We start from the raw sequence: 20,843 nt of genomic DNA on the forward strand, positions 1-20,843 counted from the left end.
CTAAGTGCCCGGTGACTGAACATAAAAAAGCCTCCCTCCGGAGGCTTTTTTATGTCTCAAATCGCCGTGCCCTGCCCGCACAGCCCCGCGCAATCAACGCAGCGCCAATCTCAGCCAACACAGCATCCTTCAATCGACCAACCTAATGCCACTGGTATCTGGCGCCGGCGGTGCCGGCTCTTTTGGCAGCTGCCCCAAATCGGACCCCGCTGGCGCTAGATCGACATCCAAGTCCGCGACGACAACTGCCTCAACCACATCTTTATACTGGGCATCAACCAACTCAACACCGGGCTCGGATATATCGAACGCAACCTCCGCCACCTGCACCGGCGCCATACGTTCGATTTCATTCTCATCTACTAAACTACCTTCGAGCGGACGCAACTCAAAATCGACTTGTGCCACTGGCGCAATGGGCTCTTGGACTTGCTTACGCTCTGCTTCTGTTAATAAAAAGCCGCCTACCGGCACCAAGCTTAACCCTGCTGTCTCCTGTGCTGGGTGCGCTGCGGCATCAGATGGCGCCTCTTTTGTCGCTGGCGCCGGCTGCGCCGCTGGGCGAGGCCGCACGGCGGGCGCCTTCAGCGTGCCGGCTTCGCGTATTTCCACTAATGCGCCAGCTTGTGCTAATACCTTTTTGTATTTTTCGGCACTGAGCTGATCAACATCTTTCTTTAGCGCCACAGGTGCGCCGGAAAACAGTGGCTCAATCTGTGCCAGCTCGCGCTTGAACAAGGTTGCCAAACGCTGTTTTACCTGCGGTAAAACTTGGCCAGGAGCAATATCACCTCGAAATACGATATCAAAACGCCCGTCACTCATAATGTTACGTCTCAGCTGCAATATAGTTAGTTTTGCCCAATGTCAGCCATCATGCAATGCCTGTAGGAAATCACTGACACGAATTGCCCCCTTCACCCACTAGAGGCTTTTAGCCGACGCGATAGACTAAACAACATACTAAAAATAGATGTGCCAGGGACGAACTACCATGAGCCAACCACTGTTCACAACCAGCCAGTCATTGGATGACACACTGTCGCAGTCGACCATAGGCGCAGAAATTCGCCGTCTAGAAAAGCAAATACACACATTGCAACAAGCCACAGTTCCCGATACCGCAGGCATTGCTGCATTGGCAAACCAATTGCGCGAGAGAATCATGGTATTGAACTGGAGCCGCGGCCACCGCTAGAATTATTTGTGATTGCGGTCACCACTCCCTTGCAGTCCCCCCTACTTGCCTTATAATTCGGCCTCTATAAAAAAGACCCTGCAATACAGCTGAGGTCTTTCATCGCCTTGCGAGGTCATTGTGTTACGTTGGCAATTGATTGTTGCTCTACCCATCGCGCTTAGCGGCTGTCAGCTTTTTCAGACGCCGGCACCTGAGGCACCTGTCGTCGTTGAAGCACCTGTTTGCCCTGCCCCACCCGAACCTGAAGCTTGCCCAGAGCCGGTGGAAATCGTGAAAGAGTGCCCGGTGATAGCAGAAGCAGCGCCAATTCCGGCACCCGTTATTAAGAAACCTGTACCCCAGAAGCCGACAGCTCCCGCCCGCATGGGCAGCAATCAGTTGCTCGTTATTGGCGTTGCTGAAAATGTTACCCTCGATCCGCCAGGTGTAAAAGTTAAGGCCCGTATCGACACCGGCGCAGAAACTTCATCACTACACGCGTCAAATATTATTCCGTTTGAACGCGACGGCGAGCGCTGGGTACGCTTCGAGTTCAGCCCTAATGACGACGCAGAAACCGTGACCATCGAACGTCCGCTGTCGCGTAAAGTAAAAATAAAACGTCACGATGCCGACTCGACCCGAAGAAGAGTGGTAGAGATGCGCGTCCGCCTTGGCGATATCGACGAGGAAATTGAGGTAACACTCACCGATCGCTCCGAGTTTTCTTTTCCAATGCTAATTGGTAGAAACTTCCTAACGGATAACGCCGTTGTAGACGTTTCTAAAAGTTTTAACATTCGTTAACTTTTAACCTCTTAAATAGACCCAAACTGGTCCAACTATGAAAGCACGTTTTCAGCTCTATGTTGTTGCTGCCATTCTCGCCATAGTTGGCCTGAGTGGTGCGCTTTACAAAAATCTAAACTTAGGTTTTCCGCTATGGCCGGGCGAGTCAAAAAATGTCTGGACTCTGCAATCAAAAATAGAGTTTCAACCTACCGGCGATCCGATTGAAGTTACTCTGGCGCTACCTGAAAAAACCAGCAACGGGGTCATCATTGATGAAAATTTTTCCTCATCCGGCTTTGGCTTCGTGATATTTGAAGAAGGCGAGCAACGTTACGCCCGCTGGACGCGCCGAGAGGCACCGAGTAAAAATGTCATTTCATTGAATTACAAATTGCAGGTTGTTCACGACAACAGCAAACTGAGTGAACCGAATGCGCCAGAGGGCGAAGTAGAAAAACTTCGCACTTTCCCAAGCGAGCGAGAATCGCTGCGCCTCATGCTGGACCGTTTATCGCAAGAATCAGCAACCGATGCGAGCTTTACCCAGTTAATGCTGGGGCGATTAAATGCGCGAGATAAAAGCCAAGACGTAGCCTATCTTTTGTCGGTCAACAATGATCACGTGATGGATGTCGCGTTTAAATTGCTATCGTATAAGGGAATTCACTTTCAAACCATCAAAGGCCTACAACTCGAAGATGGCCGACGTCGCGCCAATTATTCCGAGCTGTTAGAAATTTATTCCAATGGTCATTGGATTCAATTCAATCCAAACACCGGCGAAAAAGGTCTACCTAGTGATTTCCTTATTTGGCAACGCGGCGGAGTATCACTGCTAGATGTTATTGGTGGCAATAATTCCAAGGTGGAATTTTCCATGGTAGTCAACACAGTGCCGGCACGCACCGTGGCAATGATGCAAGATTTATCCAATCAAGCGGCCCTTATCGACATGAGCATCTACTCGCTGCCGGTCGAACAACAAGGTGTGTTTAAAACACTGTTACTGATTCCGATCGGTGCGCTGGTCGTCGTGTTCCTCAGAATTATCGTCGGCCTACCTACCTCGGGCACTTTTATGCCCATTTTGATCGCACTGGCCTTTATCGAAACCGGATTACTCGCCGGCCTGCCCATGTTTATTTTGGTGGTGGGTGTTGGCCTCTGGATTCGCTACTACCTCAGCCACTTAAATTTACTATTAGTCGCGAGGGTGTCGGCCGTCATTATCGTGGTTATTGGCTTGATGGCATTTTTCAGCATTGCCAGCTATAAACTCGGCATTGTCTCGGCCATGAGCGTAACCTTTTTCCCAACCATTATTTTAGCGTGGACTATCGAGCGCATGTCTACATTGTGGGAAGAAGAGGGGCCTAGAGACGTGGTCAAACAGGGAGGCGGCAGCTTACTGGTCGCCGTGATAGCCTACGGTTTAATGACCAATAGCATCGCCAAACACCTAACCTTTAATTTCCCAGAACTATCCTTGGTTCTGCTGGCGTTAATTTTAGTGATCGGCCAATACAATGGTTATCGCCTCAGTGAGCTGTATCGGTTTAGGCACATGGTGTTCAACCAAAAAGCGCAGGATAAATAATCATGGGCTGGTTTGCTTGGCCATCGAAGCTCCGCGAAGCCGGCGTGTTGGGCATGAATCGCCGCAACGTCGAATGCATTCTGCGCTACAACAAACGCAGCCTGTATCCCTTAGTGGATAACAAACTCAAGACTAAACTAGCAGCACAGCAAGCCGGTATTGCCGTGCCTGAACTGGTCGGTGTTATCGAACACCAGTTTCAAGTGAAAGGTGTATTAAAGCTCATCGGTGAACGCACTCAATTTGTTATCAAACCCGTGCAGGGCAGCGGCGGCAAAGGCATTTTGGTTATTGTTGGGCGCGAGGGCGATCAGTTTATTAAGCCGTCAGGCCAACGCGTTACCTATGATTATTTACAGCGCCACATTTCCGACACACTGTCGGGATTATTCAGCCTAGGCGGCCGCCCCGATCACGCGATGCTAGAGGCGCTGATTAATTTCGACGAAGCGTTAAGCCAATACAGTTACGAAGGCGTGCCCGATGTGCGCGTGGTGGTTTATCGCGGTTACCCCGTAATGGCCATGATTCGCTGTGCCACTCACAGCTCAGACGGCAAGGCAAACCTGCATCAGGGTGCAGTGGGTGTCGGTTTAAACCTAGCTGACGGCACCGCCATTTGCGCGGTGCAAAATGGCGAACCGGTCGATAAGCACCCAGATACCGGCTCGGTGTTTAACGAACTTAAGGTGCCGCTCTGGCAAGATATTCTCTTACTCGCTGCCGGCGCACACGAAATGACCGGCCTTGGCTATCTCGGTGCAGACATCGTATTGGATAAAATTTATGGTCCCTTGGTGCTGGAGCTAAATGCGCGTCCCGGTTTATCCATTCAAGTGGCCAACCAACAAGGGCTGTTAAATCGCTTGCACCGAATCGACGAGCAATGCTTGCAAGGACCGGTCGCCATTGATGAGCGGGTTAAATTTTCACAAGACGCTTTCGGCAAAAAATCCTAACTCAATCGTCATCCGACATAGAGTGATTCATCTCGCGCGCAGGGCTTTCCGATTTCGGTTTGCCCACTACCTTGGCTGGTACGCCGGCAACGGTGGTATGCGCCGCGACATCAACGAGCACCACACTACCCGCCGCAATTTTTGCGCCTTGGCCAATGCAAATATTACCAAGCAATTTCGCGCCCGCACTGATCAATACCCCAGACCCGATTTTCGGGTGTCGATCACCTTTCGCGTAACCACTACCCCCGAGCGTAACGCCGTGCAACAGTGACACATCATCGCCGACCACCGCCGTCTCGCCGATAACGACACCGGTGGCATGATCGATCATGATGCCGGTACCGAGTTTCGCAGCGGGGTGAATATCCACGCAAAAAGTTTGCGATATTTGATTTTGAAAAAACAGCGCCAAGGCGCGACGCTTATCATTCCAAAGCGCATGCGCAATTCGGTACGCCTGCAGCGCGTGAAAACCTTTGAAGTACAGCAGCGGCATCAAGTGATGGCTGCACGCAGGGTCGCGTTCGATACAGGCAAAAATATCTTTTTTTACCGACAACAATATATCGGGCGATTGGCTCAACACGTCTTCGATAACCTGACGCAACAGAATAGCCGGCAAATGATGACTATCGAGTTTTTGTGCGAGAATAAAACTTAGCGACGCCGCAAAGTCAGCATGATGCAAAATAGCGCCGTGAAAAAAACTCGCTAAGCTAGGCTCCGCCGCGCTAAAGTGCCTAGCTTCCGCTTGAATGGTGTGCCAGAGTTCAGTGGTCAATTGTCTTGCCCTCGTTTTAGCCCTAGCAGTGTAACCAATTCATCCATATTGGAAAATTCGCAGACTAATTCGGAATCGATAAATGTAATCTGAGCCAACTCCGCGGCCGACATCTCTCGCTGGGCCACATACCAGTACACAGGCATACCCGCTGCGACGGCCGCCTGAACCCCCAAGAGTGAATCTTCAATCACCACACATTGCGCCGGCTCGAAACCCATCGCCTGAGCCGCGCTTATAAACAAGTCAGGTGCAGGCTTGCTGCGTTTCACCTGGGTAGCACTAAACAGCCGCGGCGTAAATTTTTCCAACACCCCCGCTGCCCCTAGGGTGGTATGCATTTTTGTTAAATCACCCGCTGAAGCTACACAAAATGGCTGCTGCTGACCCTGCAGTAATTCAAGCACGGAGATTACGCCCTCAATTGGCTTAACGCTTTGCAACGCCAGCAACGTCTCCGCCTGCATGGTCTGCCAAAACACGTCCGCCTCGCCAGGTGCGGTTAACCACTGAGCAATTTTTTCAATACACATGGCGGCGGAGCAACCGCGAAACAGGCGCTGCACTTGCGCCTCGGTCATCTCGATACCGGCTCGACACAAGTGACGCGTCAAGATTTGATTCCCGATCGGCTCGCTATCGACCAGCACGCCATCGCAATCAAAAATAAAAAGCCGAGGCTGTTTGGCCGCGTTCAGCGCTTGCGTGAATTGGTGCACAATTGAAAATCCTTCATCTAAAATATTAAACCTGATAGCGCTGAACCAGCTCAGGCAACTGGGCAATAATCGTCGACTTTAAGGCAATATCCGAAGCTACCAGTAACGCCTGCAGCGTCGCCACCGAGTACTGCTGTGCATAAACCTTGGCTAGAGGCGCGTAACTCAAATGCCAAGGTTCGGGCGCAACACCACCGAGATCACGAGCGTAAGGCCGAACCAATGTCGACTGGGCCGCCAGATATTCCTCCAACCACCCATAAAAGCCCGCCATAGGCCCCCGACACTCCGCCACCGTTAACTGCAGCTGATAGCCATCGCGACAAATACTGCGGTCGTAAATATCAACATCCGTACCCCAGTGGTGGCGCGACATACCTGGCAACGCAGACCAGCGCAAAATAGCGTGCAGTAACGCCGACGCCGATAGCAGGCTGATGTCTATTATCTGCCCGTCCAGATCCAACACCGGCCTCGCACCCTCTGCTTTCCCATTAAAAATAGACAACTGGCGCTCAAAGCTTCTATGGCCACTGGCGATCGCCAGATCAAAGCCCGCTCTTGAGGCCGCGTCAGCGAGCAATTCTAAGGGCTCAACCAAAGCCGGCTGCACCGACGCACCCAAGCAGGTCACCAAGGGTGGCTGGTCAACGCCATATAGCATTTGCGGGTTCGAAGTGAATTCTGTGTTCATGAGTGATTGCGCTTATCAAATCTCTCGGTATTATAGCGATTGGACATATAAGCTACATGCCCGCCAGCCAACAGGCCAGCAAAAATAAGAATAAGCCACTTTTAGGAGAGGAACAGAATGACCACGAGTCATGGCGATTTACTCCAACTGAAAAACCTCGGTGCCGCTTCGGTCAATATCCTGCGCGCCATAGGGGTCAACTCCTACGAAGATTTAAAAGCCATGGGGCCGGTCAACGCCTACTGCCGAATTAAGGCCCGCGGTATTAATGTCTCGAAGGTCATGTTGTATGCTCTACAAGGTGCGCTGACAGACACCCATTGGAATGATCTCGCGCCCGACCTGAAGGCCAAATTAGTGGAAGAGGCTGAGAACGAGACTGCTCTCACATAGTTAACTGCCAGTAAGCGCTCAACTCAAGCTACACTTATTCTTGCGCCAACACCGCAAGCAACCGAGCACAGATCATGTATTTATCCGACAACGATTCAGCCCAAATCTCTGACCTGAGCAGCAAACTAAAGGGCCTCACTGAACTCTTGTTAAAGGATTGCCCGCAAGGCGAAACCCTATCGGTTCCTCACAGCGCCGACCTGTTTGATACAAGGCCCGCCTCTCAGCTGCTGCTAATGACCTCCGGCAGTGTGCACTTAGAGCATCAAGGCAACGAAGTTGTACAGTACGAAACGGGCGACTTATTGGGCCTTTCACGGTCGCTGCAGTTGCCTGAGGGCAAGCTGGTGGCCAACCAGGCTAGCTTTATCAGCATCAACCGCGACGACCTGATTGCCCACGTGAACGCCAGCGCCGAATTGCAAAAGCATTGGGCCTATTATTTGATTTGCCTTTGCACCTATTTCAAACAAGCCCTAACCCAAGAAAAGCGCGGCCAATTTCAGCCCAGCACCGGCTTTTTGTCCTTTAGCGAGGGCGAGACCATTATTGCTCAAGGCGATACCGCCGATTGCGTCTACACCCTACTCGAGGGCACCGCCATGGCTACCCGCGATGGCATCAAGGTTGGCGATGTAAAAAGAGACGAAATTTTTGGCGCCCTCGCGGTGTTTACCCGTCAGGCACGCAATGCCAGTGTCATTGCTACCTCCGACTGCTCGGTTATGGCGGTACGCAAGGAAGACTTCATCGATTTAGTTGAACATCAACCGCAAATTTGTATCGGCCTGATCGAAGAGATGGCCGACAAAATTAACCAGTTAAACCAACAGATCGCCGCTCGACATTAAACCTGTATCGCTATTGAATTTTTCAATATCACCGCCATCTAATAGGTCGTAGGGCGCACCGCCGCCCATATCACTATGAGGATGTATCGTGTTGCGAATCGGTTTGTTTCTACTCACCAACCTTGCCATCATTTTGGTTGCCAGTGTGGTGTTGAGCTTGCTTGGAGTAAACTCCTATTTTGAGGCCAATGGCTCTGGGCTAAACCTCACCTCTCTGCTTATTTTCTGCGCCGTGTTCGGCTTCGCCGGCAGCTTTGTATCGTTGCTCATCTCTAAGTGGATGGCTAAACGTGGCACCGGCACCCGCCTTATTGAACAGCCACGCAATGAACAAGAGCAATGGCTGGTCACCACGGTCAAACGCTTGGCGGATAAAGCCAATATCGGCATGCCCGAAGTGGGCATTTTCCCGGCCAAAGAATCCAACGCCTTTGCCACCGGCTGGAATCGAAATGCCGCGCTGGTCGCCGTGAGCCAAGGCTTGCTCGATCGCTTTAGCCGCGAGGAAGCCGAGGCCGTATTAGCCCATGAAATTGGCCACGTGGCCAACGGCGATATGATTACCCTAACCCTGATTCAAGGCGTGGTGAATACCTTCGTTATGTTCTTCGCACGCATTATCGGTAGCACCGTTGACCGCGCTGTGTTTAAAAATGAAAACGGCCATGGTATCGCTTTTTACATTACCACCTTTGTCGCCGAAATCGTGTTGGGCTTTCTCGCCTCCATGATCGTGATGCGCTTTTCCCGCTGGCGTGAATTTCGCGCCGATGCCGCCGGTGCCCACCTCGCCAGCCGTAACGGCATGATTGGCGCGCTGGCACGGCTAAAAGCCGAACAAGATGCACACGTTGCGTCGACCATGCCCGACAGCCTGTACGCGTTTGGTATCAGCAGCGGTTTCAAGCAGTCCATGAGCGCGTTATTTTCTAGCCATCCACCCTTGGAAGCTCGTATACGCGCGCTGAAACAAGCGGCCTAAGTTTTACATAAGCTTACGGCACCGTTAACGCCGCAGCAAAAAACCGCTGCGGTGTTAACTTTCCGCCACCTATCTTGTCACGCCACGTATACTGATCAACAGGCTTACTCAGAAGGAATCATGCGTGCCTTTTACCGCACTTTGCCCAGCCGATGCTATCGGTGAAAATACCAGCAAACAGTTTGAACTCAGCGGTATTAAATTGTTTGTCGTGAATGAACGCGGTGTATTTTACGCCTACCGCAACCGATGCCCACACCTAGGTATTGAGCTGCAGTGGCAGGAAGATAAGTTCTTAGATTTCGATGGCGAAATGATTCAATGCGCAACCCATGGCGCGCTTTTTTTAATGCACAATGGCGAATGCGTTGCCGGCCCCTGCCGCGGCAAAAGCCTAGAGTCTATTAGCTGTACTGTGATCGATCAGCAGGTGAGTGTCGACTTGGAAGAACTGGATTTGAGTCAGCACCCGTAAACCAACAACACCCAATCCATAGCCAACCTACCCAATAGCTAACCTACCCAACAGCTAACTTAAAAGACTAAGAGGGCTGACAGAGCGAACTCAATCCAGTAGCACCGGCAAGGGCTCCTGCAAGCGAATTTCCTGCGCCGACAGGTGCGCACCGTAGGCAAAAATCTCAACGCCCTTCGCCGCCGCCTCGCGCAATAATTCACCGTACAGCGGGTCTATGTGATCGGCCGGCGCCACGCGGCGAATACCTGTGTGCTGAACGCAAAAAAACAAAACCGCCCGATGCCCCTGCTCAACCATCGCCATTAACTCGCGCAAATGTTTTGCCCCTCGGCTACTCACGGCATCCGGGAAAAAACCCAAACCGTCTCCCTCGTGCAAGGTGACGTTTTTCACTTCCACATAACACTTGGGCAAGTTTTGCGCCTCGAGCAAAAAATCGATACGTGAATTTTCCGCGCCATATTTTACTTCGGCGCGGATGCTATCGTAGTCGGCCAAGCTGGCCACACCCCTGTGCGCCAATAACTCGGCCACTAAAGCGTTGGCGCGGTGGGTATTAATACCAGCCAAAAAACCATCGGGTGTGGTGGCAATTTCCCAGGTCTCTGGGTACTTTCGCGTCTTGGACGCCGATACCGAATACCAACAAGGTGAATCTGGCGCCAAACAGGCGCGCATGGAGCCAGTATTGGGGCAGTGAATGGTTTTCACCTCGCCCGAACTCAAACGAATATCGGCGAGAAAACGTTTGTAACGCTTTATTAAATGCGCCTGTTGCAGTGCCGGCTCTAATTTCATAGCGTCTACTGATGGTTTTTTAACCAACTCCTAAGGTATTTCGGCGAGAGTTTACCATTAGTGCAAGCCACCTGTAGCGACGTAAAACAGTGGCCAGCGCTGACAGAATCTGGTAGTTTGCTGCCTTCCAAACGGGGGGTACTTGAAATTCAATTTCCCACCCCCATTCTGCATAACCCGGAAGTTATAGAAGAGGCGTCAACATGCCCAAACATGCAGCTAAAGAGTCAGCACTAGAAGGCTCAAGCTTCACACCCTACAAGGAGAAGAAGGGTGAGGAGTACATGAATGAATCTCAGCGGGATCACTTCAAAAGCATCCTGCTGAACTGGAAGCGTGAACTCATGGAAGAAGTCGATCGCACCATGAGCCACATGAAAGATGAAGCTGCCAACTTCCCAGATCCAGCCGATCGCGCTAGCCAGGAAGAAGAGTTCAGCCTTGAATTGCGCACCCGCGATCGCGAGCGCAAATTGATCAAGAAGATCGACAGCACCGTCGAGCTTATCGAGCAAGATGATTACGGTTACTGCGAAACCTGTGGTGTCGAAATTGGTATTCGACGATTAGAAGCCCGCCCCACAGCGACCCTTTGCGTCGACTGTAAAACGCTGGCGGAAATCAAAGAAAAGCAGATTGGCGGCTAAACGCTTGCCAAGGCACACAAAGGGCGATATATCGCCCTTTGTCGTTTTTATACCCAAGCCCTTGGGCTCCGTCGACGTCAGCCTAGCCGGCGTATCAACCGCTGTTGCCATCTGTATTCAGGCGTCCTATTGCCATCGCCACCATGCTCGCCACCCCTAAGCTTAGCCAATACCGAGGCCGTTTTGCGCCCTCGCCCACAGGCCCGTTACATTTCGGCAGCCTACTCGCCGCTGTAGCCAGCTACCTAGATGCGCGCGCTCACCAAGGCACATGGCTCATTCGTATCGAAGACCTAGACCCACCGAGGGAGCAGGCCGGCGCTAGTCGAGCCATTTTGGCGGCGTTAGCCAGCCATGGACTCTATTCCGACCAGCCCGTGCTGTATCAAAGCCAGCGCCTAGCCGCCTATGAATCAATACTGCGCAAGCTCGAAAGCAAGGGTCTGATCTACCACTGCAGCTGCAATAGAAACCGACTTGCCACGCTCGGGCGCGTCTACGATCGCCACTGTTTACACACGCCGCCAGCCGCCGGCGACAGCGTGGCTTGGCGCATAAAACTGCCACAACCAGAACAAACTGTGAGATTCGACGACGCCATTCAAGGCCCACAAGTGCAAACCCCCGCCTCCGATTTCGGCGACTTTATCCTGAAGCGTAAAGACGGCCTGCACGCCTATCAGCTAGCGGTGGTGGCCGACGACATTTATCAAGGCATTACCCACGTCGTGCGCGGTTCAGATTTATTGGAAGTAAGCGCTCGCCAACAACTCCTGTTTCAACTACTGGGCGAGACGGCACCAAGCTGGGCCCATATTCCGGTGATCAACAACCGCCAAGGGCAGAAGCTCAGTAAGCAAAATCACGCGCCGGCGCTCGACCTGAACGCGCCGCGCGACAACCTCTATCACGCCCTGCGCATACTCGGCCAAGCGCCACCGGAGTCGCTCTTGCACAGCTCGGCTGACGCCGTGCTGCACTGGGGCCAAGCGAATTGGTCGCTGGCCAAAGTGCCAAAAACCATGGCCCAAACTGATCCGTTATTCAGCCACTAGAGCCAGACCGATGATGACCGCCTCACACAGAGGGATAAGTTGCCAAGCACACGGCCTATCCGTACCATTGGCCGCTTGCCCGCAACGACCCTAACCCATGCCCAATCAACGCCTCATTATCCTGTTACTGCTGGTGGCCTATATTTTCTCGCCAACCCTGTTCGGCTGGGTAATCAATGAGAATGGCTCCTGGTATCGCCCCTTTATCATCTGGGTTTTTGTGATAGTGATCGCTTACTTCATTCAAAGTAGCAGCAAGGCTAAACGCAATGATCTTTAGCCTGACTGAAATTGCACTGCTCTGCGTTAGCTACTTACTGGTTATTTTTGGCATTGCGTGGATTACCGAAAAAGGCTGGATTCCCGATAAAGTCATTCGCCATCCGATTGTCTATATTCTGTCGCTCGGTATTTTTGCCAGCGCTTGGTCGTTTTATGGCGTGGTGGATTTGGCCTTCCAATACGGTTACGGCGCCCTCGCCTATTACCTCGGCACCGGCGCGCTGTTTTTGTTCGCGCCTGTGGCCATCCGCCCTTTGGCCGATCTGGCCCGGCGCTACCAAATTCACTCCCTCGCCGACTTGCTGGTGTTTCGCTACCACAGCAACTGGTTGGGTGCGCTCACCACCCTGTGCATGTTTCTCGGCGTGTTACCGCTCATCACGCTGCAAATTCAAGCCGTCAGCGACACTTTGCGCATCATCACCGTAGATCGACTGCCCGACCTTGGCTTGGCGGAGTCGGGCCTGACGCTGAAACAATTTCTGGCTTTCATGTACTGCGCCCTGCTAGCCACCTTTACCATCATGTTCGGCTCCAACCGCGAGCAGCACCGGGGCATGATCACCGCCATGGCATTCGAGTCATTGCTCAAGGTGTGCGCTATTTGCGCCATCGGTTTATTCGCCGTGTTCAATGTCTTTGGCGGCATTGAAGGGCTAGATCAATGGCTACTCGACCACCCAGAAAATCTCGCGCTACTACACAGCCCCATGAAAGACTCGGCCAGCTCGACCTTGATGCTGGTATTTTTCGCCACCGCCGTGGCAATGCCTCACATCTTCCACATGAGTGTGGTGGAAAGTTCCATGGATCAAACCACCAGCACCGTTAGCTGGGCTTTCCCACTGTTTTTGCTGCTGATGGCACTACCCATATTCCCCATTCTCTGGGCCGGTTTTGAACTTGGCGTGCCGCTACCGGCGCAGTATTTCACTCTCGGCGTACCGATTTTCGGCGACTCACCCCTATTAACCGTGGTCGCCTTTGTCGGCGGTTTATCGGCCGCCACCGGCGCCATGGTGATCATCGCACTGGCATTGGCCACCATGCTGCTCAACCACTGGCTACTGCCGCTGCTGCAAATGAGCTACCAAACCGATATCTACGCGCGCTTGATCTGGCTGCGCCGGGTCTTAATCGCCTTGGTATTCTTGGCCGGCTACGGCTTTTATTTGCTACTTGATAACGATTACTCGCTGACCCAACTGGCGCTCATGGCGTTTATTGCAACGCTGCAATTCCTGCCCTCCATTTCAGCGGTTGCCTATTGGCCGAGAGGCAATCGGCTCGGCGCCATCTGCGGCTTAAGCCTGGGCGCATCCATTTGGGCCATGGGCTTATTTTTCCCAGCCGTGTTCGATATCACCGCCTACCAACTGCCGATTGAAGGCTGGACTGTGCCCGTGGGCGTCAACTTTTGGAGCGAGATCACACTCATTTCTCTCGGCGCCAACACCTTGATTTTTGCCCTGCTGTCACTACTCACCCAGCAGGGTGAAGACGAGCGCTTCAGCGCCGACATCTGCGCCGACGACGAGCTCAGCCAGCCACTGCGCCTGTCACTAGAGTTGCGTTCGGCGCGCGAATTTCGCAGTCAGTTAGGGGAAGTATTGGGGCCGCAGTCGGCTCGCGATGAAGTTTACAAGGCCCTCAATCAACTCAACCTCACCATCGACGAGCGCCGCCCCTACGCCTTGCGGCGCCTGCGCGATCAAATCGAGGCCAACCTTTCCGGCCTGATGGGGATAGGTATCGCCAACGATATCCTAGACCGATGCATTCCCTACTCAGTGTCAGAGCAGCGCCAAACCACCGACATCAACTTGATGGAAAACCGTCTCGGGCAGCTGCAAATTCACCTCACCGGTATGGCCGCCGAGCTGAATAAATTGCGCATCTATCACCGTCAAACGCTGCAGCTGCTGCCCATGTCGGCCTGCTCACTCGGCCACGACGGCGAAATCCTGATGTGGAACGACGCCATGGAAAACCTCACCGGTATCAACACCACCGAGATTACCGGCTCGCGCATCGAAGACCTGCCCGACCCTTGGGGCAGCTTAATCCGCGACTTCGCCCTGAGCGACGACAACCACCGCTACAAACAAAGTATCGAGATCAACCACCGCACCCACTGGATTAGCCTGCACAAAGCGCTACTTGAGCAAGATGGCCCGAAAGAGGCGCACACCGACTTGTTCGACGGCCAAGTCATTCTGCTCGAAGACGTGACCGAAACGCAGCTGCTAGAGCAGGAGCTGGTGCACAGCGAGCGCCTAGCCAGTGTCGGTCGACTGGCCGCTGGGGTGGCGCACGAAATTGGTAACCCCATCACCGGCATCGCCTGCCTCGCACAGAACCTGCACTACGACTCAGACGAGGCCGAGGTGCACGCCACCGCCGACCAAATTCTCAGCCAAACCGAGCGGGTGTCGCGCATCGTGCACTCGCTGGTGAGCTTCTCCCACTCCGGCGGTGGCGAAGAGCGCTTGGTCGAGCCGATGAATATTCACACCTGCGCGCAGGAGGCGATTGCACTGATCTCCTTACAGAAAGACCGCCAGCAGGTGCAGTTTAGTAATCATATCGATGCCGGCATCACGCTATTAGGCGACAGCCAGCGCATGATTCAGGTATTTGTTAACCTGCTCTCCAACGCCCGCGACGCCAGCCCAGATGGCGCCGACGTTAGCCTGTGGAGCGATGAATCCGAGCACTATGCGGTGATTAGCGTGGAAGACGAGGGCTCGGGTATTCCGCCAGAACTGCTCGACCGCATCATGGAGCCCTTCTTTACCACCAAGGAACCAGGCAAGGGCACGGGGCTGGGTTTGGCCATGGTGTATTCCATTATTGAAGATCACAAAGGCCTGTTAACCGTCACCAGTCCAGCCGACCCAGAAACCGGTAAAGGCACCCGATTTGATATCCAGTTACCCCTTGCATAAGATCCCAAGGTTGGTAACACTAGCCCGTTAACGTGTAGCAAAAAGAAACACTATGAGCCATATCCTGATCGTTGAAGATGAACCCATTATCCGTATGGCACTGCGCAAACTGCTCGAGCGCAACAAATACATCGTCAATGAGGCCGGCTCAGTCAAAGAAGCTACCAGCAAACACAACCTCACCAGTTTCGATCTGGTGATCAGCGATTTGCGCCTACCGGGCGCGCCTGGCACCGACCTCATCACCCTGTGCGGCGACGTGCCAGTACTGATCATGACCAGTTACGCCAGCCTGCGCTCAGCGGTGGATTCCATGCGCATGGGCGCCGTCGATTACATCGCCAAGCCCTTCGATCACGACGAGATGCTAGCGGCGGTTAAGCGCGTCATCGGCAAGGCCAACCGCGCCGCCCTGCAAGCCCCCACCGAAAACCAGGTGGGCGTGGCGAGCATGATCGGCAGCTCCAACGTCATGAAAGCGCTGTATGCAAAGATTCATCGGGTCGCACCCACCGGCGCCACGGTATTGGTGCACGGCGAGACGGGTACCGGTAAAGAATTGGTGGCCAAAGCCATCCACGCCGAGAGCCCGCGGGCCGATAAGCCCCTGATTTCCGTCAACTGCGCGGCTATCCCCGAAACCCTGATCGAATCGGAATTATTCGGCCACGAGAAAGGCGCCTTTACGGGTGCCGCCAGCCAGCGTGAAGGCTTGGTGGCTGCCGCCGACGGCGGCACCTTGTTCCTCGATGAAATAGGCGAACTGCCGCTTGAAGCACAGGCCCGGTTACTGCGCGTCTTGCAGGAAGGCGAAGTAAGGCCCATCGGCTCGGTGGAATCGCGCAAAGTGGATGTGCGCCTGGTCGCAGCAACCCACAGAGACCTGCGCAAGCTGGCCCAAGAAGGTAAATTCCGCGAAGATTTGTATTACCGCATCAATGTGGTGCAGGTAACACTGCCGCCCCTGCGCGAGCGCGGGCGCGACATATTGCTACTGGCCGAACACATGCTTAAACGCTATTGCGTGACCTTCGGTAAGCCGCTGTTAACACTCTCGCCCGAAGCCATTCAGGCCATCACCACCTATATCTGGCCCGGTAACGTGCGGGAAATGGAGAACGCCATCCAGCGCGCCATAATCCTGTGCAACAACGACAAAGAGATAAACCACGAGCTACTCGAAATAGACCTAGACCTCGTGGAGGTAGACGTCGAAGATGACGACCAAGACGACTTCCAACCGCGCAAGCTATTGGGTAAATCCAAGGAAGACCCAGAGGAAGATCTATCGCTAGAAGACTACTTCCAACGCTTCGTGATCGAGCACCAAGACACCATGAGCGAGACCGAGCTGGCGAAGAAGCTCGGCGTCAGTCGCAAGTGCTTATGGGAAAGGCGCCAGCGCCTTGGCATACCGCGTAAAAAAGCCACCAACCGCTAGATTCAGCCACCACCCCAGTGGTTAGCCAAAAAGCCCAGCGCGCGCCTGCCTCTGGGCTTTTTCGTACTTAGTCACCAACTTTCCCCAACCAAACAATAGCCCTAAGCGCAAGCGCTGAGGGCCTTGGCGACATTTCCCCCTACTAAGCCATTGCCAACACGGGGATAGACCAGTTTGGCCGAGGCTGCAAATCCACTCATCCATTTTATTTGTTACCTTGTCACAGGAATGTAACAAGTAACGAAACAAACGGTAACGAATATATGAAATCCAACTAACTATGCCAAATGGTAATTAGACGTAAGTCATTGATTTACATGCAAAAACAAAAGTTGGCACGGGAAATGTATTAGTGGGCTACATAATAAGAACAAAAAATAATAAAAACTGACTTAGATAACATAATAAAAACTACAAATAATAAGAAAAACAGATAGCTCTAATAACAACAAGAAATAATAAGAAACGTAGAAATACTCTAATAACAACAAGAAATAATAAAAATATAGAAAGTGATTTAACTGACTGCACAACTAGGAGAGGGTTTGCCAGTAAGCATTCGCCAGCCCCGGGCAAGGAAGCACCACCTAATAAGCATAACAATGTGGACGTACACAGAATTTAACGGGAAAGCCAAGGCTTTCCCGTTTTGCTTTGTGGCGCTGCAGCAGGGCTATGTCAGCCACAAGCCGCTGAAACTCACGCATACAGCCTTTTAACCCTATCATCTTCCATGATAGGCACTAAGTGATTTGCCCAGAGCGTGATAAACTCGCGCCTTTCTGACCATATTGACCATAGGCCAACCGACCTCACCCATGCTGAAGCGACTTTTCTCCCTGTTACCCGCATTTATCAAAGGCGACACCTCAAGCGCCCTTTCTGCCGGCAACACCCAAACCAAGCGCATTATTCCTCGCGACGAACACAACATCTCCCGCGCCAATATCAGCCGCGGTGCCGTGTCGGCCATGAAGCGCTTAAACGATGAAGGCTTTGAGGCCTATTTAGTCGGCGGCGGTGTGCGCGACCTACTACTGGATGGCCACCCGAAAGATTTCGACCTAGCCACCAACGCCACACCCGAGCAAGTGCGCCAGATCTTCCGCGGCGCGCGCATCATTGGCCGGCGCTTTAAAATTGTCCATGTGCGCATGGGGCGCGAGCTGATTGAAGTCACCACCTTTCGCGACAACCACACCGAATCCGAGAGCGAGCGCGACTCCCATCAGGCCGACTCCGGCATGCTGTTGCGCGACAACGTCTTTGGTACCTTAGAAACCGATTCAGCCCGGCGCGACTTCACCATCAACGCACTTTATTACACCTCGAAAGACTTCACCGTGGTGGATTACGAGGGCGGCCTAGACGATTTGAAAAAACGCCAAATTCGCATGATTGGCGACCCGCTCACACGCTATAAAGAAGACCCCGTGCGCATGCTGCGCGCCGTGCGCTTTGCCGCCAAGCTAGGCTTTAACATAGAGCCCAACACCGCCGCGCCCATAGCGCCAAATGCTGAACTCATCGGCCAAGTTTCTTCATCGCGCCTGTTCGATGAAAGCCTCAAGTTGTTTATGGCCGGTTCCGCCACAGCCACCTTTAGCCTGCTGCGCGATTACGGCCTACTGGCCTACTTGTTTCCACAAACAGAAGCCCTGCTGCAACGCGGTGATGCCAAAGCCGAAAAACTCATCGAACATGCGCTGGTCAATACCGATAAGCGCATCCGCAACGACCAGCGCGTTACCCCCGCCTTTATCTTTGCCGCCCTGTTGTGGCCGGTAGTTAAAGAGAAACAGGAAGCGTTGATGGCGAGCGAGAAACTCACGCCCTTAGTCGCCTTAGGTCAGGCCGCCAGCGCGGTGGTCAGCCAACAGCTCGCCGCCATTTCCATACCCAAGCGCTTCCTAATTCCCATGCGCGAAATTTGGGATCTGCAATTGCGCCTGCCCAACCGCGCCGGCAAGCGCGCCTTTGTCACGTTCGGCCACGAGCGCTTCCGCGCCGCCTACGACTTTTTATTGTTGCGCGAAAGTGCCGGTGAAAACTTCGATGGCTTAGGCCAATGGTGGACAGACTTCCAAGTCGCCAACGAAGAAGGCCGAGAGGCCATGGTGCAAAACATGACCGGCCCCAAGGGCCGCAGCCGGCGTCGCAGCCCGCGGAAAAAACCTGCCAACCCCGCATGAGCGCAACACCACCGGTAAGAGCCGCCATTGGTTTGGGCAGTAATTTGTCTGAGCCCATGGCGCAAATTACACAAGCTCTGATCGAACTAGGGCAACTGCCCAGCACCCAGCTGCTAGCACAATCGCCGCTCTACCAAAGCCGCGCCGTGGGGCCAGAGCAGCCAGACTTCATCAACGCCTGTGCATTGCTAGAAACCCAACTGGCAGCGCTTGAACTGCTGGATGCCCTGCAAGCGCTGGAGCAAAAACATCAGCGCGTGAGGCTGCAGCACTGGGGCCCGCGCACACTCGATCTCGACCTACTGTTGTACGGCAAAGAAGCCATCAACATTGATCGCCTTACGGTGCCGCATCCCTATCTACGCGAGCGCAATTTTGTTCTCATGCCGCTGCACGACATCTGGCCAGAGGCGCAGTTGCCGAGCGGTGAATCTATTGCATCCCTACGGGCAAACTGTACGATGGACGGGCTGTCGCCTATCACGCATCAGGCGAATCACAAGGAGTAAGCGGTGAGCGATTTTTTTGACCTGCAATTGGATCTAAACAACGTACAACTGCCCCGGTTCGTGGCCGTTGAAGGCGCCATTGGCGTGGGCAAAACCACCTTGGCCAAACACCTAGCGCAAACCTTCAATTACGACATGCTGCTAGAACAGCCGCAGGAAAACCCCTTCCTCGAGCGCTTCTACCGCGATCCAAAAAACAGCGCCCTGCCGACGCAATTATTTTTCCTGTTTCAGCGCGCACAGCAACTTAAAGATTTACGCCAAGACGATATTTTCGAACCGGTGCGCGTGTCCGACTTCTTGATGGAGAAAGATCAACTCTTTGCCCAGGTCACCCTCGACGACGATGAGTTCGACCTCTACCAGCAGGTTTACAACAAGCTCACCATCGACAGCCCCAAGCCCGACCTGGTGATTTACTTGCAAGCGCCCACCGATGTATTGCTCAATCGCATTAAAAGCCGCGGCATCGCCGCCGAGCAGCTGATTCAAGCCGACTACCTCAATAAACTGAACGATGCCTACATGCGCTTTTTTCATTTTTATGATGAAGCGCCGCTACTCATCGTCAACGCGACCGACCTAGACCTAGTCTCCAATGCCGATCACTACCGGCAGCTGGTAGACTACCTGCTCAACATCAAATCCGGTCGCCACTACTACAACCCCACACCCAAGCTGTAACGGGAGGCTGTTATGCCCTACGGAAAATTGTTTACTGAGTCCGCATTAACCAAACTGGTGACGGTAAACACCCTGCGCAAAATGAAAGCCGACGGCGAAAAATTTGTCACCGTGGCACTCTACGACGCCCCCATGGCCGCCATGGCGCAAAAATGCGGCGTACAAGTTTTATTGATCGGCGACTCACTGGGCATGACCGTGTTGGGTTACGACAGCACCGTACCGGTCACCATGGAACAAATGATCTACCACATTGAAGCGGTAGCGCGCGGCAACAGTAAGTCATTAATCATGGGCGACATGCCGTTTATGACCTACGCCAGCACCGAACTCGCCATGCACAACGCCACTCGCATCATGCAAGCCGGCGCGCACATGGTTAAGCTCGAAGGCGGCGCCTGGGTAGCCGACACTGTGCACAAACTCACCGAACGCGGCATTCCCGTGTGCGGCCACTTAGGCTTAACGCCACAATCGGTCAATAAACTCGGCGGCTACCGCGTACAAGGCCGCGATGCCGCCAGCGCCAAAACCATGCTGCGCGATGCAAAATTATTAGACGAAGCCGGCGCCGATTTATTAGTTTTAGAATGCGTGCCGTCGTCACTGGCGGAAGACATTACCGCCGCCGTTTCCATGCCCACCATCGGCATAGGCGCAGGTAAAGATGCCGACGGCCAAGTACTTGTCATCAACGACATTCTCGGCCTAACCGAACACCCACCAAAGTTTTCGAAAAATTTCTTAATAGAAGCCGGCGACATTCCCGGTGCCCTACTGAAATATTCCGACGACGTCAAAAACGGTGTTTTCCCCGCCGACGAACACAGCTTTGAATAAGCCAGGCGCTGAAAAACA

The 20,843-nt window shown here is 53.3% G+C and carries 22 protein-coding genes; 17 read left to right on the forward strand and 5 right to left on the reverse strand.

Going from position 1 to position 20,843, the window contains the following annotated elements; genetic code table 11:
* Positions 1-129: 129 nt before the first annotated feature.
* On the reverse strand, positions 130-825 hold the full coding sequence (locus ACGHTT_RS14605) for a hypothetical protein (protein WP_390591571.1): 696 nt from the start codon (positions 823-825) through the stop codon (positions 130-132).
* 169 nt (positions 826-994) lie between these two features.
* Here ACGHTT_RS14605 and ACGHTT_RS14610 point away from each other — a divergent pair, with 169 nt between their 5' ends.
* From ACGHTT_RS14610 to ACGHTT_RS14625, 4 genes are all read left to right on the forward strand, one after another.
* Positions 995-1,198 (forward strand): hypothetical protein, encoded by a 204-nt coding sequence (locus ACGHTT_RS14610; protein WP_390591572.1) that lies wholly within the window; start codon positions 995-997, stop codon positions 1,196-1,198.
* Positions 1,199-1,318: 120 nt separating this feature from the next.
* A complete protein-coding gene (locus ACGHTT_RS14615; RefSeq protein ID WP_390591574.1) occupies positions 1,319-1,987 on the forward strand; it encodes an ATP-dependent zinc protease in 669 nt (222 codons plus the stop codon).
* A gap of 37 nt (positions 1,988-2,024) precedes the next feature.
* Positions 2,025-3,569 (forward strand): inactive transglutaminase family protein, encoded by a 1,545-nt coding sequence (locus ACGHTT_RS14620; protein WP_390591575.1) that lies wholly within the window; start codon positions 2,025-2,027, stop codon positions 3,567-3,569.
* Positions 3,570-3,571: 2 nt separating this feature from the next.
* Entirely contained in the window at positions 3,572-4,528 is a 957-nt protein-coding gene (locus ACGHTT_RS14625; protein WP_390591576.1) for an alpha-L-glutamate ligase-like protein, read from the forward strand.
* Position 4,529: 1 nt separating this feature from the next.
* Here the strand turns inward: ACGHTT_RS14625 and cysE are convergent, their stop codons facing one another.
* Genes cysE through ACGHTT_RS14640 form a run of 3 tightly spaced genes read right to left on the reverse strand, consistent with a single transcriptional unit; the run spans position 4,530 to position 6,725 of the window.
* A complete protein-coding gene (gene cysE, locus ACGHTT_RS14630) occupies positions 4,530-5,312 on the reverse strand; it encodes a serine O-acetyltransferase (protein WP_390591577.1) in 783 nt (260 codons plus the stop codon).
* Positions 5,309-6,031 (reverse strand): HAD family hydrolase, encoded by a 723-nt coding sequence (locus ACGHTT_RS14635; RefSeq protein WP_390591578.1) that lies wholly within the window; start codon positions 6,029-6,031, stop codon positions 5,309-5,311. Before ACGHTT_RS14635 ends, cysE begins: the two co-directional genes overlap by 4 nt.
* Positions 6,032-6,056: 25 nt before the next feature.
* Entirely contained in the window at positions 6,057-6,725 is a 669-nt protein-coding gene (locus ACGHTT_RS14640) for a M15 family metallopeptidase (RefSeq protein ID WP_390591580.1), read from the reverse strand.
* Positions 6,726-6,842: 117 nt separating this feature from the next.
* Between ACGHTT_RS14640 and ACGHTT_RS14645 the strand changes: the two genes are divergently transcribed.
* The 4 genes from ACGHTT_RS14645 to ACGHTT_RS14660 all read left to right on the forward strand — a co-directional run bounded on the left by ACGHTT_RS14645 (position 6,843) and on the right by ACGHTT_RS14660 (position 9,426).
* Entirely contained in the window at positions 6,843-7,118 is a 276-nt protein-coding gene (locus tag ACGHTT_RS14645; protein ID WP_390591582.1) for a TfoX/Sxy family protein, read from the forward strand.
* 74 nt (positions 7,119-7,192) lie between these two features.
* Entirely contained in the window at positions 7,193-7,969 is a 777-nt protein-coding gene (locus ACGHTT_RS14650) for a Crp/Fnr family transcriptional regulator (protein WP_390591584.1), read from the forward strand.
* A gap of 88 nt (positions 7,970-8,057) precedes the next feature.
* Positions 8,058-8,951, forward strand: coding sequence for a protease HtpX (gene htpX, locus ACGHTT_RS14655; RefSeq protein WP_390591585.1), 894 nt, complete (start codon positions 8,058-8,060; stop codon positions 8,949-8,951).
* A gap of 124 nt (positions 8,952-9,075) precedes the next feature.
* Complete coding sequence (locus tag ACGHTT_RS14660; protein WP_390591586.1) at positions 9,076-9,426, forward strand: Rieske (2Fe-2S) protein; 351 nt, start codon at positions 9,076-9,078, stop codon at positions 9,424-9,426.
* 90 nt (positions 9,427-9,516) lie between these two features.
* Here ACGHTT_RS14660 and sfsA read toward each other — a convergent pair whose 3' ends face one another.
* Entirely contained in the window at positions 9,517-10,227 is a 711-nt protein-coding gene (gene sfsA, locus ACGHTT_RS14665) for a DNA/RNA nuclease SfsA (RefSeq protein WP_390591587.1), read from the reverse strand.
* 203 nt (positions 10,228-10,430) lie between these two features.
* On the opposite strand from sfsA, the gene dksA reads away from it, so the two are divergent.
* The 9 genes from dksA (at position 10,431) to panB (ending at position 20,825) form a co-directional block, all read left to right on the forward strand.
* Complete coding sequence (dksA, locus tag ACGHTT_RS14670; protein ID WP_390591589.1) at positions 10,431-10,874, forward strand: RNA polymerase-binding protein DksA; 444 nt, start codon at positions 10,431-10,433, stop codon at positions 10,872-10,874.
* A 104-nt stretch (positions 10,875-10,978) separates the two neighbouring features.
* Positions 10,979-11,929 carry a tRNA glutamyl-Q(34) synthetase GluQRS gene (gene gluQRS, locus ACGHTT_RS14675; RefSeq protein WP_390591591.1) on the forward strand — a complete coding sequence of 317 codons (951 nt, stop codon included), beginning with the start codon at positions 10,979-10,981 and terminating at the stop codon, positions 11,927-11,929.
* A gap of 97 nt (positions 11,930-12,026) precedes the next feature.
* Positions 12,027-12,209 (forward strand): hypothetical protein, encoded by a 183-nt coding sequence (locus ACGHTT_RS14680; protein WP_390591593.1) that lies wholly within the window; start codon positions 12,027-12,029, stop codon positions 12,207-12,209.
* The gene (locus tag ACGHTT_RS14685; RefSeq protein ID WP_390591595.1) at positions 12,199-15,159 is read left to right on the forward strand and encodes an ATP-binding protein; all 2,961 of its coding nucleotides are present in this window, start codon (positions 12,199-12,201) and stop codon (positions 15,157-15,159) included. Before ACGHTT_RS14680 ends, ACGHTT_RS14685 begins: the two co-directional genes overlap by 11 nt.
* 52 nt (positions 15,160-15,211) lie before the next feature.
* Complete coding sequence (locus tag ACGHTT_RS14690) at positions 15,212-16,600, forward strand: sigma-54-dependent transcriptional regulator (RefSeq protein ID WP_390591596.1); 1,389 nt, start codon at positions 15,212-15,214, stop codon at positions 16,598-16,600.
* An 818-nt stretch (positions 16,601-17,418) separates the two neighbouring features.
* Positions 17,419-18,792, forward strand: coding sequence for a polynucleotide adenylyltransferase PcnB (pcnB, locus tag ACGHTT_RS14695; protein WP_390591597.1), 1,374 nt, complete (start codon positions 17,419-17,421; stop codon positions 18,790-18,792).
* Positions 18,789-19,301 carry a 2-amino-4-hydroxy-6-hydroxymethyldihydropteridine diphosphokinase gene (gene folK, locus ACGHTT_RS14700; RefSeq protein ID WP_390591599.1) on the forward strand — a complete coding sequence of 171 codons (513 nt, stop codon included), beginning with the start codon at positions 18,789-18,791 and terminating at the stop codon, positions 19,299-19,301. The genes pcnB and folK overlap by 4 nt, the downstream gene beginning before the upstream one ends.
* 3 nt (positions 19,302-19,304) lie before the next feature.
* The gene (locus ACGHTT_RS14705) at positions 19,305-19,985 is read left to right on the forward strand and encodes a deoxynucleoside kinase (protein WP_390591600.1); all 681 of its coding nucleotides are present in this window, start codon (positions 19,305-19,307) and stop codon (positions 19,983-19,985) included.
* Positions 19,986-19,997: 12 nt separating this feature from the next.
* Positions 19,998-20,825: a 3-methyl-2-oxobutanoate hydroxymethyltransferase gene (gene panB, locus ACGHTT_RS14710; RefSeq protein ID WP_390591601.1), complete on the forward strand. Its 828-nt coding sequence runs from the start codon at positions 19,998-20,000 to the stop codon at positions 20,823-20,825.
* Positions 20,826-20,843 lie beyond the last annotated feature (18 nt).

Source organism: Simiduia litorea, from assembly GCF_042853465.1.
Taxonomy (GTDB): domain Bacteria; phylum Pseudomonadota; class Gammaproteobacteria; order Pseudomonadales; family Cellvibrionaceae; genus Simiduia; species Simiduia litorea.

Coding starts and splice junctions, on each gene's coding strand:
- ACGHTT_RS14605 (WP_390591571.1), bottom strand. CDS start 825: ATGAGTGACGGGCGTTTTGATATCGTATTTCGAGGTGATATTGCTCCT.
- ACGHTT_RS14610 (WP_390591572.1), top strand. CDS start 995: ATGAGCCAACCACTGTTCACAACCAGCCAGTCATTGGATGACACACTG.
- ACGHTT_RS14620 (WP_390591575.1), top strand. CDS start 2,025: ATGAAAGCACGTTTTCAGCTCTATGTTGTTGCTGCCATTCTCGCCATA.
- ACGHTT_RS14625 (WP_390591576.1), top strand. CDS start 3,572: ATGGGCTGGTTTGCTTGGCCATCGAAGCTCCGCGAAGCCGGCGTGTTG.
- ACGHTT_RS14640 (WP_390591580.1), bottom strand. CDS start 6,725: ATGAACACAGAATTCACTTCGAACCCGCAAATGCTATATGGCGTTGAC.
- ACGHTT_RS14645 (WP_390591582.1), top strand. CDS start 6,843: ATGACCACGAGTCATGGCGATTTACTCCAACTGAAAAACCTCGGTGCC.
- ACGHTT_RS14650 (WP_390591584.1), top strand. CDS start 7,193: ATGTATTTATCCGACAACGATTCAGCCCAAATCTCTGACCTGAGCAGC.
- sfsA (WP_390591587.1), bottom strand. CDS start 10,227: ATGAAATTAGAGCCGGCACTGCAACAGGCGCATTTAATAAAGCGTTAC.
- dksA (WP_390591589.1), top strand. CDS start 10,431: ATGCCCAAACATGCAGCTAAAGAGTCAGCACTAGAAGGCTCAAGCTTC.
- ACGHTT_RS14680 (WP_390591593.1), top strand. CDS start 12,027: ATGCCCAATCAACGCCTCATTATCCTGTTACTGCTGGTGGCCTATATT.
- ACGHTT_RS14685 (WP_390591595.1), top strand. CDS start 12,199: ATGATCTTTAGCCTGACTGAAATTGCACTGCTCTGCGTTAGCTACTTA.
- ACGHTT_RS14690 (WP_390591596.1), top strand. CDS start 15,212: ATGAGCCATATCCTGATCGTTGAAGATGAACCCATTATCCGTATGGCA.
- pcnB (WP_390591597.1), top strand. CDS start 17,419: ATGCTGAAGCGACTTTTCTCCCTGTTACCCGCATTTATCAAAGGCGAC.
- folK (WP_390591599.1), top strand. CDS start 18,789: ATGAGCGCAACACCACCGGTAAGAGCCGCCATTGGTTTGGGCAGTAAT.
- panB (WP_390591601.1), top strand. CDS start 19,998: ATGCCCTACGGAAAATTGTTTACTGAGTCCGCATTAACCAAACTGGTG.